This is a genomic window from Photobacterium sp. S4TG1 (assembly GCF_036040035.1).
Classification (GTDB): Bacteria; Pseudomonadota; Gammaproteobacteria; order Enterobacterales; family Vibrionaceae; genus Photobacterium.
In genome coordinates, this window is sequence record NZ_JAYXUH010000004.1 from 130,829 (window position 1) to 143,610 (window position 12,782).

At 38.9% G+C, this 12,782-nt stretch carries 10 protein-coding genes and 1 riboswitch; of the genes, 5 read left to right on the forward strand and 5 right to left on the reverse strand.

Annotated elements, in window-relative coordinates; translation table 11 throughout:
* Positions 1-56: 56 nt before the first annotated feature.
* Complete coding sequence (locus tag VXS03_RS07565; RefSeq protein ID WP_327762988.1) at positions 57-2,441, reverse strand: DNA polymerase II; 2,385 nt, start codon at positions 2,439-2,441, stop codon at positions 57-59.
* Positions 2,442-2,479: 38 nt separating this feature from the next.
* Positions 2,480-3,250, reverse strand: coding sequence for a nucleotidyltransferase domain-containing protein (locus tag VXS03_RS07570; protein ID WP_327762989.1), 771 nt, complete (start codon positions 3,248-3,250; stop codon positions 2,480-2,482).
* Positions 3,251-3,466: 216 nt separating this feature from the next.
* Here VXS03_RS07570 and VXS03_RS07575 point away from each other — a divergent pair, with 216 nt between their 5' ends.
* A complete protein-coding gene (locus tag VXS03_RS07575; RefSeq protein WP_327762990.1) occupies positions 3,467-3,793 on the forward strand; it encodes an HI1450 family dsDNA-mimic protein in 327 nt (108 codons plus the stop codon).
* A gap of 135 nt (positions 3,794-3,928) precedes the next feature.
* Here VXS03_RS07575 and emrD read toward each other — a convergent pair whose 3' ends face one another.
* The 3 genes from emrD to VXS03_RS07590 form a co-directional block, all read right to left on the reverse strand.
* The gene (gene emrD, locus VXS03_RS07580; protein WP_327762991.1) at positions 3,929-5,143 is read right to left on the reverse strand and encodes a multidrug efflux MFS transporter EmrD; all 1,215 of its coding nucleotides are present in this window, start codon (positions 5,141-5,143) and stop codon (positions 3,929-3,931) included.
* Between the two features lie 337 nt (positions 5,144-5,480).
* Entirely contained in the window at positions 5,481-6,077 is a 597-nt protein-coding gene (locus tag VXS03_RS07585) for a GTP cyclohydrolase II (RefSeq protein WP_327762992.1), read from the reverse strand.
* Between the two features lie 251 nt (positions 6,078-6,328).
* Complete coding sequence (locus VXS03_RS07590; protein WP_327762994.1) at positions 6,329-7,606, reverse strand: alpha/beta fold hydrolase; 1,278 nt, start codon at positions 7,604-7,606, stop codon at positions 6,329-6,331.
* A gap of 331 nt (positions 7,607-7,937) precedes the next feature.
* Positions 7,938-8,012, forward strand: a riboswitch (Fluoride riboswitch).
* A gap of 212 nt (positions 8,013-8,224) precedes the next feature.
* Between VXS03_RS07590 and VXS03_RS07595 the strand changes: the two genes are divergently transcribed.
* The 4 genes from VXS03_RS07595 (at position 8,225) to VXS03_RS07610 (ending at position 12,763) form a co-directional block, all read left to right on the forward strand.
* A complete protein-coding gene (locus VXS03_RS07595; RefSeq protein WP_327762995.1) occupies positions 8,225-8,917 on the forward strand; it encodes an iron-sulfur cluster assembly scaffold protein in 693 nt (230 codons plus the stop codon).
* A gap of 103 nt (positions 8,918-9,020) precedes the next feature.
* Positions 9,021-10,025 (forward strand): GGGtGRT protein, encoded by a 1,005-nt coding sequence (locus tag VXS03_RS07600; protein WP_327762997.1) that lies wholly within the window; start codon positions 9,021-9,023, stop codon positions 10,023-10,025.
* 248 nt (positions 10,026-10,273) lie between these two features.
* Positions 10,274-11,182, forward strand: coding sequence for a manganese-dependent inorganic pyrophosphatase (locus VXS03_RS07605; RefSeq protein WP_327762998.1), 909 nt, complete (start codon positions 10,274-10,276; stop codon positions 11,180-11,182).
* 351 nt (positions 11,183-11,533) lie between these two features.
* Positions 11,534-12,763 (forward strand): outer membrane protein transport protein, encoded by a 1,230-nt coding sequence (locus tag VXS03_RS07610; RefSeq protein ID WP_327762999.1) that lies wholly within the window; start codon positions 11,534-11,536, stop codon positions 12,761-12,763.
* Positions 12,764-12,782 lie beyond the last annotated feature (19 nt).

Consider the following 12,782-nt stretch of genomic DNA (forward strand, 5'->3'; position numbering starts at 1 on the left):
AGAAATAGTTAAAATAGAAACGCGCTCACTCAATATAGCGCGTTTTCATTTTTCTATTAAAATAAACCCAGTTGTGGTGCCGTAATATTATCAAATGATTTTCCTATAAAAATAAGAATACCATCAGCTACGGGTTTTAATTGCTTTTCTAAATAGTGATTATAATCTATTGCGCTTTGACGATATTCAATCGGTTCAGCCCCAGAGGTTGTAAACACATATTCTATCGCCCCTTTTTGTTGATATTGCAACGGACGACCTAGCTTAGCATTCATTTCATCTGCCAATCTTGCCGCGCGAACTTGAGGCGGAATGTTTTTCTGATAATCGTCTAAATTACGACGTAAACGCTTACGGTAAACTAACTGATCGTCAAATTCCCCCGCTAAAGTTCGATTGGTATAATCACGTATATAATCATCAACATCCAAATCATGGAAAACCATGGAATACAATGTTTGCTGAAAATGTTGCGCTAATGGTGTCCAGTCAGTACGCACTGTTTCCAACCCTTTAAATACCATTTGCTCACTATCACCTCGCCACACAAGTCCGGCATAACGCTTTTTACTACCCGTTTCTTGACCACGAATAGTCGGCATTAAAAATTTATGATAGTGCGTTTCATATTCAATTTCTAATGCTGACGTTAAGCCGTATTGTTGCTGCAAGTGTTGTTGCCACCACTGATTTATATGTTCAACCAATGTATTACCGATATCATTCGCATCTTGCTGAGAATGGCCCTTTTTCAGCGATACAAATGTCGAATCGGTATCGCCATAAATCACTTCATAACCTTTCGCTTCAATTAACTCGCGGGTTAACTTCATTATTTCATGACCACGCATAGTAATAGATGATGCTAAACGATGATCAAAAAAACGGCAACCCGATGATCCTAACACGCCATAAAATGAGTTCATGATGATCTTAATCGCCTGTGAAAAAGCTTTATCACCCTCTTGTTTAGCACGATCACGGGCAGCCCATAACGATTCGATCATCTCAGGCAAAAAATGACGTGTTCGATGAAATTTACCGCCACGAAAACCAGCAATTGCTTGGTGATCAGCCTTGCCTTCTTCCAATAATAGCCCTTCCACAAGTCCCATTGGATCGATCCTAAATGATCGAATAATAGAGGGATACAGTGATTTAAAATCTAGCACTAATACGGAATCATAGAGCCCTGGCTTAGAATCCATCACATAACCACCAGGGCTTGCTATCCAGTTTTCACTCTCAAGATTTGGTGCAATATATCCTGCGCGGTGTAACTGTGGCATATAAAGATTAGTAAATGCAGCAACTGAACCACCAATGCGATCAAGCTCAACTCCCGTAAGACGACTTCGTTCAATTGCAAACTCTAACAAATGTGTCTGTTTAAAGATGCGTGTTACCAACTTACAATCTTGAAGGTTATATGTTGCCAGTGATAACTTATCATGCTTAAACATATGGTTAATTTCAGCCATACGATCATGCACATTATGAATCGCTTTACCTTCACCTAATAACTCTTGCGCCACCGCTTCTAATGACCACGAGCGAAAATTGTAAGTTGCGGTCTTTAGCGTATCGATACCATCCATTACCACTCGGCCAGGAATACTGATAAAGCCTTGATTGGCATTTTGAGTTGAACGTCGATAATGAGGCGTTTGTTTACCACGACCAATACGAAGACTAATTTTATTCCATTCTGCGCGATGTAACAGTAATCGAAAGTCGAAATCAATCACGTTCCAGCCAATAATGATGTCTGGATCATTCTCAATAAACCATGCTTCTAAGGCGAATAATAATGCTTTTTCGTCAGCTACCCATTCAATATTAAGTTCGGAATTAGACTGATAATCAGAAGGCTGATCTCCCACCATAATGACACGGCTGTCCATCTGGCTATGAAAACCAATAGAGTATAAAACACCTTTTTCCGAACACTCAATATCGAGTGATACTAAACTCAAATTTGGAATATAATCAGCAGCTTTTGCTTTTGTAAATAATACATCATGGTATCCATTACGCTGCTTTACTTCGCCAGTAAAAACTAACCCACCGCGAATAAAACGTTCCATTAAAAAGCGATCAGCTAATCGAATATCCGCTTCAAATGGCTGAATGCCCTCTGCTTGTAAAGTTTTACTAACCGCATAATTATCATTGATAGTATCGCTATAACAACCAACAATATTTTGATGCTGAAATGTTTTTAAGGGTAATGGCTTCCATTGCACTTGAATATTAGCCGCTTGAATAATCTTCATGGCTTGCTGTTGCTGGTGAGTACAAATAAATAGCACCGGCTTATCGCCAATAATAGATAACCTATAAGGACCCGTAGCCGTTTTTACCCACAGAACAATTTCCGTTTGCCCTTTTATATCTCGACTTTGATGAGTTAATACAAACCCGGTTGAATGTGACTGCAAAGAAACCTCAATCTAACCTTAATACGATAAAACAAGTGTTAACCAATTTTTCGTTCGATATTATTAAACTCATTAACAATCCATGATCCAAATTGCGATAACATAAAAAGAGAGGCTTTCTTTGGCACTTGTGGGCCATTAATTAACACAAATAACCGTTCAATCTCTGTTATTTTACTTGGATAACGTGCCAGAAAAAAATTCGCGCATTGTTGATCTGTATATGCCCAATCATCAACATCAATAGCCACCAGCATAAAACAACTTCGAAGCATTTTTTTACCCGCGCACCGACAATAATATTGGTATTCACTTATGCTTTTAGTGCGTCTAATCTGTTGTTCTATTGCGACTAAAGCTACCGCAATATCATGGTTAAACGCTTTTGCAATTTCCCAGCAGGGTTCAAACTTACCAAATTGTTCACTAAGATTAGTACCATATAAGCATACACTACAATGCTTTAGCCAAAAGCCCCATTTAAAGATAGCAGCAATTGACAGCACTTCATCAAGCTGTACCCATGTAATATCAACCGCTGAAATTACAGGATAATCACGTCTTAACGACTGTGACAGCATGGCTATGCGATGTTGCTCTTCCACGGTTAACTGTGATGTTATCACTACGGTCAGATTCAAATCGGAAACACCACTTGTTGCCTGCCGATAAGCAATACTGCCATTAAGATAAATACTATGTAATGCCGTTACTTGCGCTTGTAAATCTGTAACAGCGGCCATAAGCAATGGCATAAAATCGAATTGAAAAACGGTTTGACTATCTAAACAAGGTAAAAACTTAGCCACAGAACATACTCATTACATCAACTAACCCATATTAATGCCGTTTTATTATCAATTTTGGTCATTAACTTATCGAATAAACATTACAATCGCCCTCTACTATATCGACCTCAAGCATAACAATCATCTGCATAACTAACGATTATCGCTAAATATCGCATATTCCAAGGGTTTCGGTATAATAACACCACTAAACACAGATAGAGATCAATCAGTATCATGGAAACAGACAACCTTATTTCATACGATGATGTTATTGACGTTGCATACGATATTTTTCTAGAGATGGCAGCGGATAACTTAGAGCCAGCTGACGTATTGCTTTTCACCATGCAATTTGATGATCGCGGTGCAGCTGAGATTGTTGAAACTCGTGATGATTGGGAAGAACACTTGGCATGTGAAATCGATAAAGACCTTTACGCAGAAGTTTGTGTCGGCCTAGTTAACGAAGAAAATGACGAGCTTGACGATGTTTTTGCTCGTTTGCTGATCAGCCGCGATCCTGAAAACAAAGGCTGTCATATTTTATGGAAGCGTGACTAAGTCAATACGCTATCTATAAAAAGGCGCGGAATACGCTTTCAACTAGAGATTAACTAGTAAAAAAGTCGTATTCCACGCCTTTTATTTATCTAACCGTTGCTATTGGCTAATCAACTTTATAATCAGCAAATATAATTAACGAGCAAGAATTGTTGTGTCTTGTTTACTGTAACGGATCCACCATAAACTCATGATAACGATAATCGCCATCACCGTCATAACAGCACCTAAGCTAAATTGATTTTGTGCATTTAAAAATGAAGCTGTTAATGTAGCGGCACCCGCCCCCACATTTTGCAATCCCCCCAGCACTGCACCCGCAGTTCCAGCATGATTAGGAAAAGGTTGTACTGCAGCTGTCGTCGCGACAGGACATAACATACCGGTACCAACAAAATACAAGAATGCACCACCAATTAGACTCTTAATGGTAACTAAACCAGCAAAACCTGGAATAATAATCGTCACCGCACCCAGCACAAGTGCGATCATGCCAATAACTAATACACGATCAATACCAAGGCGTCTAACCAATCGACCCGATAGCCATGCGCCACCTAAGTATCCAGGTAGAGGTAATATAAACAGCCAACTTACAACAATAGGATCTAATTTTAATACACTACCCAATAACACGCCTGCTGATGCTTCAAATACAGCTATACCAGCAAAAGTAGCAATTAAGCAAATCACATACCCTTGAAAACGACGATTACTTAATACATAACGGTAGCTCACAAGTACACGTTCAGCATGACGTTTTTCTGGTGGTAATGTCTCGCTAAAATACTTCATCATCGCAACAGTCACGACAGCACCAAAGGCTAATAGAAATACATACACCGATTCCCAACCAAAATGTTTAGAAAGATACCCCCCCAATACTGGAGCAATAAGCGGTGACAAAATAACCCCCATACTAATTAAACTATTAGCTTGGTGTAAATCATCTCCGTCATAACTATCACGAGGCACAGTACGACACATCGCACCACTACAACCTGTACCGCAACCTTGAATAAACGTAGCAACAAGAAACCAATGGAAATTTGGTGCCAATAATGCGCCAAGGCTACCAATAAGGAAGATCACCATGCCAGAAATAATAACCGGGCGGCGTCCAATACGATCAGATAATGGGCCATAAATAAACTGTGATAACCCATAAGGGATAAGATATACAGCCATTACCGCTTGCAAGTAAGCGGATTTGATCGAGAAAAATGTCGCCATGTCAGGAATAGCTGGCACATACATTGTTTGTGTCATTTGCCCAACAGCAACTAAAACAATTATTAGTATTAATAATTTACTTGTATAACTAGCCGAAGATTGCTTAATCACAACCATCACCCTCAAAAAGATTAATATTGTTAGTTAATTATTGATAATCAACATATTAAATAAGAAGAAAAATATAGAATAGAGTATCTCTGCTATTGAAGACGAAGCCTGTTCGTTTAAATAGTATCTATGCCTGTAAAATCAGCGCAAATAGTAATCTTCTGATCAATAACTAACAAGTGAATCTTGTTGATAACGCACGATAGTTTATTATGAAGTACATTAGAAAAACTAATCCGTAGTAAATATTGGTCGTTAGATGCAATTTTTAGTTAAAAAAAAGCCTCATAATACTTTCAAAAATTGAGAAAATACCATGAGGCTATTTTTACTTTAATTAAGATCAATCAAATTTCAAACGATGCTTACCGTGTGAAGCTTTCACTTTTAAATAATTTTCATTACCGTCTTTAACGTGTGCTTTTGTACCAACGACTTCAACAATGTTGATACCATTGTCTTCTAGATCACAAATCTTTTTAGGATTATTCGTCACTAAACGTACTTCATTAATGCCTAACGCTCTCAACATTTGTGCCGCTTCAGAAAACTCACGTAAATCATCACCAAAACCAAGATGATTATTCGCCTCATAGGTATTCATACCTTGAGTCTGTAATTCATAGGCATCGATTTTATTATATAAACCAATGCCACGCCCTTCTTGGCGTAAATAAAGAATGATACCGCCAACTTTACCCATTTTTTCAATGGTTTCATCAAGTTGTTCACCACAATCACAACGTGAAGAATGGAACACATCACCCGTTAAACATTCTGAATGCATACGAACCAGCGGGGCTAACGTTTTATCTGCACCTTGAAAAATAATAGCAACATGTTCTTTTCCTGACTCAAGGCCATTGAACGAAAGCAATTCAGCGGGGATATTGCTGCTAAGACCTACTTTAAAAGGCACTCTTGCCCTAACATTTACCATATTCTTCCTATGCATTTCTTCATACCCCTGTCGTAGAGGAATATTTAATTATGACTAAATAATACCGAAATTAGGGTACTAACAACAACAAAATCAATCAGGATCATTGATCCTATCAGTTCTGAATGCGTTACATTACCACTTAGCACCCTAAATATAAATGTTATATTATAACAATTTTTACCGATGAACTGTATTAACATTAAAATGATAAAACAAATACATCTTTAATGTCCACGCAAAGCTCATAATTAAATGCTATCGGCTAAGGCCATCAATTGCTCAAAAATATGCTCGCCATCAACACGTAAACCATTATGCTCATATTGATTTGTTTGCCATGATTTAGAATTTGCTAATAAAGCTAAAGTTTCACAGCTATAACGATACTCAACATACATATCTTCAACATATACAGCCGCCGCAACAGGTACCGTATTTTTAGCTAATTGTTGCGCACAATATAATGGAGACCAATCCTCCTTTGTTGCTAATAAATGGGCTGCATCACGTAATGGTTGTAAGCATACCATTTGGTCAAACATCCACGGGTACACCATTTCACCAGTAAAGCTAACATCATTACCTACTTGATATTGGTATTGAGGATAGTGCTGACGTATTCGATCGGCAGCCCACTCAGAAGCGTATTGCTGGCAATAAATGGCTTCATGCAAAATCGCATAAATAGGGTTTGTTTGATAGCTCTGTTGATTAAGCATCGCATTAAGGAAATCATAGCTCAGCACTTGTTGCCCTTCTACCTCGACAAATGCTCCTTCCAAAGTGTAATACATAGCTAAATCACCGCCAGCCCCCCCTAAGGTTATTCCCCACGTTTGAAATTGCTCAACAGTAAACAATTGTCCATTAGGTAAATACGTTGGGTTTTCTATCAGATATTTAGCAATGGCATTACATTGTTGTTGGGCGCCAGCAAAACGCTTAAAGAAAGCTTTATTCTTATCAGCAACTCTTTTGTACGTTGCTTGATAAACGTCATCCGCAGTTGCCGTAATGGAAGGAATGCCTCCGGTAATAAACACCTTGGATAAGCTTTGCGGATAAAAAGACAGGTAATGTAATGCACAAAAACCACCAAAGCTCTGCCCAAGTAACGCCCACTGCTTTATACCAAGGTGCTGCCGTAACAGCTCGGCATCGCGAACAATATTATCAGCTCGAAAATGCGATAAATATTCAGCCTGCTGTTGAGGTGACTTTGAAGCCAGTGTTTGATGAGTAATAGCACTACTTGCACCAGTACCTCTTTGATCAAGTAACAGTACTCGATAGTGTTTTAATGCGGCTTTTAACCAGCCACTGTTCGCATCTGGGCGCGGTGCCGCAAAGCCTGGACCACCTTGTAAATAAACCAACCACGGAAGATCTGCATCAATGTTAGATTTATGTACAACCTCTCGAGCAAAAATACTTAAGGTTCCGTCTATTATTTGTTCATAATCTACTGGTACATTAATATTTATATTTCGAAAGCAAAGTTCATTATTCTTAATAAAGTCTTGCAATGGTTTTCTCCTTTACCATAATAAAAATAATTATCATTTAACATTGTCTAAATAATAATACATTTAGCCATAATATTATTTTTTATTTTTAGCCCACCTTTAAATTAAAAATAAAAAACAATAAATATCAATAGATTAAATATTTTCGCACTCAGCTAACTATTCAACAATATTAATAAGAATAATTATCAGTTAATGATTTCATATTTGAAATCTTTTTTCCAAAAATTAAATAGCCTCATTTATAAAAAAAAGCGTATATTTATTCCATTCACAAAATAGTCAAAAAAATCTATTTTGTTGCTATAAATGATAACTTATTATAATAATCTTTATAGCGGGAGATGATGTTCCTCCTTTAACCGCCTTATTGTATTTCTTTAAGGATAATGACGTCTGACAACATTCGGCTTTTAATAGTCGAGGACCGTGTTATTTTGTTACTTAATATCAAATGATATTTGTTTATAAACACGTCGCGTTGTTTGCGTATTATGTCCTCTTCTTATTATCTGCGCGATAACGAATTATCAATTCTACACTGCTAACCGTAATAGGCTAATACATACCATTTGTATTACCTTATTGCTTATACTGCGGTGTCTATGAGGCAGAGCAATGCAATACTCAAGTGAAGTTCAAAACATGTGTCCTATCTCTCGTGGTCCACAACACGAGTCAGCGCCAATCCCTGTAGAAGGTCGTTGGGTTAGTCCTAAAGACGTTATTGCTATTTCTGGTTTAAGCCATGGTGTTGGTGCTTGTGCGCCTCAACAAGGTGCTGCAAAACTTACACTTAACGTTAAAGATGGCATCATCGAAGAAGCACTAATCGAGACTATCGGTTGTTCAGGTATGACACACTCTGCAGCAATGGCTTCAGAGATTCTTACTGGTAAAACTATCCTTGAAGCATTAAACACTGACCTTGTTTGTGATGCTATCAACGTTGCAATGCGCGAAATCTTCCTTCAATTTGTTTACGGTCGTACTCAAACTGCATTCTCTTTAGACGGTCTACCAATCGGTGCTGGTCTTGAAGATCTAGGTAAAGGTCTACGTAGCCAAGTAGGTACACATTACGGTACTCGTGCAAAAGGCCCTCGTTACATGGAGATGGCTGAAGGTTACGTAACTAAAGTTGCATTAGATGAAAACGAAGAAATCATCGGCTACCGTTTTGTAAACGTAGGTAAGATGATGGAATCTATTGGTAAAGGCGTTCCTGCAGCAGAAGCTATGGAACAAGCTACTGGTCAATACGGTCGCTTTGATGAAGCAGCACGTACTATTGATCCTCGTCACGAGTAATCATAGACCTATATCACACAAGTAAATGACGCCTTTATTTTAGCTCTCTCAAGAGTGACAGCGTCACTGAAATTGTTTTTACCGAATTAGAGGAAACTCCATCATGGCTGCATTATTTGAAAGTTTTGATCGTCGTATTGAAAAAATCACTCCAGTACTAGAGCAATATGGTTTCGCTTCACTAGAAGAAGCACGTGATTACTGTAACGAACATGGTGTTGATGCATACAACATCGTTAAAGAGACACAACCAATCGCGTTTGAAAACGCATCTTGGGCTTATGTTTTAGGTTCAGCTATCGCACTTAAAGAAGGTGCTAAAACAGCAGCTGAAGCGGCTGAATACCTAGGTCTTGGTCTACAAACATTCTGTATTCCTGGTTCTGTTGCAGACCAACGTCAAGTAGGTCTTGGTCACGGTCGTCTAGGCGCTCGTCTACTAAGCAACGAAACACAATGTTTCGCATTCCTTGCAGGTCACGAATCATTTGCAGCAGCTGAAGGCGCAATCAAAATTGCTCTAAACGCTAACAAAGTACGTACTAACCCACTACGCGTTATTCTTAACGGTCTTGGTAAAGATGCTGCTTACCTAATCGCTCGTATCAACGGCTTTAACTATGTTGAAACTAAATTCGATTACGTTACTGGCGAACTAAACGTTGTTTCTGAGCGTCGTTTCTCTAAAACACAACGTGGTGACATCAACTGTTACGGTTCTGATGATGTACGTGAAGGTGTTGCTATTATGCACCGCGAAAACGTTGATATCTCAATCACTGGTAACTCAACTAACCCAACACGTTTCCAACACCCAGTTGCTGGTACGTACAAGAAAGAACGTCTAGAAGCAGGCAAAGCTTACTTCTCAGTAGCATCAGGCGGCGGTACTGGTCGTACTCTTCACCCTGATAACGTTGCTGCAGGTCCAGCTTCTTACGGTCTTACTGATACAATGGGTCGTATGCACTCTGACGCTCAGTTTGCAGGTTCTTCATCTGTACCAGCTCACGTTGAAATGATGGGTCTTATTGGTATGGGTAACAACCCAATGGTTGGCGCAACTGTTGCTGTTGCTGTTGCGATTGAGCAAGCACAAAAAGCATAAGCTACGTAGCTAAACAAAAATTTATCTTCAAATAACGAACAAGGCGCAAGATTAGACACTTGCGCCTTTATTTTTTGTCCATAATTGTTATTTCTTCAAAATACTCTACAATCTTCCCGCATCACAGTTCTTGATTACTCTTATCCCTGTAAAACACCCTCTCTTCTAGGTATAATCAGTAAAGAACCAAGTTAGTCTTATATATGTTACACAGCACATGCTGTGACAGATAAAGTAAAGGAAATATCATGATCCAAGTTGTAGGTCACAAAAACCCTGATAGTGACAGCATTTGTTCTGCACTCGTTTGTACTGCATTTCTTAAAGCTCGTGGTCTTGAAGCGACAGCAATTCGTCAAGGCGAAATGAATCGTGAAACTCTACACATTCTTGAGCTAGCTGGCGTTACAGCTCCTGAGCTACGTACAAGCGTTGCTGGTGAGAAAGTATGGTTAGTTGACTATTCTGATCTAGCTCAAGCACCTGATGACCTAGCTGAAGCTGAAGTTGTGGGTATTGTCGACCACCACCGTCTAGGTGATGTAATGACAATTAACCCAATGGAAGCATGGATCTGGCCTGTAGGCTGTACTTGTACTGTACTATTCAACTTATTTAAAATTGAAGGTAATGAGATCACTCGTGAACTAGCAGTACTTATGATGTCAGCTATCCTGTCTGATACTGTCGGTTTTGCATCTCCAACTTGTACTCAAAAAGATAAAGATGCAGTACATGAGCTTGCTCAAATCGCTGATGTACAAGATCTAGAATCATTCATCAAAGCACTATTGATTGCTAAAACTGACATCGAAGGCCTAACCGCTGCACAATTAGTTGAAAAGGACCTTAAAGGTTACCCTTTCAATGATCGTGATGTTGTTGTTGGTCAAATCGAACTTGCGACTCTTGAGCAAGTAGATAGCATGATTGCAGAACTTCAAGCCGATCTTCAACGTCGTTGCGACGAAGAAGGCCTTGGTATGGCAGCATTGATGCTAACTGACATCACAACAAGTACAACTCGCCTACTTTACACTGGTGATTGGAATCACATCCTTGATACACATGCTACTGACGGTGTATTAATGATGGAAAATACACTAAGCCGTAAAAAACAAGGCTGGCCTTGGCTACAAACTGTCCTTGCAAAATAATTATATTAACTAATTATTGATGATAAAAAAGGCTCTTTCTAGAGCCTTTTTTTTGGTCTAAATCATCAAACATAGCCTCAAAACGATTATCATCTCCCGCTATATAATAAAAATTTCTCTACAACACTTTCGATATTAGAGCAAATACTTTAATTTTTTATCAATTCAAATGCATCTATAAAGCAGCAATATGCACAAAGTATAACCAAACAAACCATTTAATTGTGAGATTTATCTATATTTACTTATTATTCCCTTGAGGTATAACTATAATTCTTCCTCTTTCAAATCCAGCCTTCTTTGAAGGATGAGACAGCAAGAAGCTACTAGAAATTATAGAGAGACAGTTTAATGTCCATAAATAAAAAACATATCGCCTTCATTATTACCGCCGCACTTTCAAACCAAGCATATGCTGCTGGCTACCAAGTATCAGAACATTCTGCCGCAGGTCTTGGCCGAGCATATGCTGGTGAAGCAGCTATTGCCGATACAGCAGCAGTACTTGCGCGTAACCCCGCCGCAATGACACGCTTTAAACATGCTGAGGTTTCAGGTGTTGCCAGTGTAATAAACCCATCAATTAATATTGATGATCATACCCATAATGAAACGGCAAAAGATGTTTCACCAATAAGTATTGTTCCTGCGGCTTACTATATTCAACCGATTAATGACAGGACAGCCATTGGTTTAGCCATTTTCAGTAATTATGGTGTAACAACCGACTACCCTACAGCAATGCAGGCTGGCAGCTTAGCAGGCAAAACGTCATTAGAAACGGTTAACTTCAACCCCAATATTGCTTATCGTCTATCACCACAATTAAGCATTGGTGCAGGTGTAAGCCTTGTTTACGGTACTGCAGAATTTAACCGTCGTTTAGGCTCTTTAGCTTATGCTGCGCCTAGCCATAACCTGATCGATATGGAAGGCAACGACTGGAGTTGGGGCTGGAATATTGGTGCATTATACGAACTCGATAATAATAACCGTTTTGGATTAAGCTACCGTTCACAAGTAGATCTCAATTTTCATGGCCATTTTACTGACTACTTAGGACAAGCAACTTCAAAGCCAAATGAAACGGTTGCTGCTAACCTTAATCTTCCTCTTCCTGCTATTGCTGAATTTTCAGGCTTCCACCAGCTAAATCAGCAATGGGCAATCAGTTATAGTGTTCAATGGACGCAATACAACAAGTTTAAAGAAATTAGAGCAGAAAGTTCTCAATGTGCAACTGGCACATGTTTCGTTAAAAAAGAAAACTTTAAAGATACTTATCGCTGGGCTGTAGGTACAACTTATACGCTAAATCCGACATGGACACTGCGTTATGGTTTTGCCATTGATCAAAATGCCGGACAAGCAACACTGAGTATTCCAGATACGGATCGTTATTGGTATTCAGCAGGCGCAACTTATCATTACAACCCTGCTCTATCTGTCGATCTAGGCGTCGCTTATATTCACAGTAAGAAAGCTGATTTTGTCGAGCAAACACCAACAGGTGAAAATGATAGTTTTACTTCAACAGGTAAAGCCTACCTTGCAGCCGCTCAAGTTAATTACCGCTTTTAGTGCGTACTAAACTATAAAA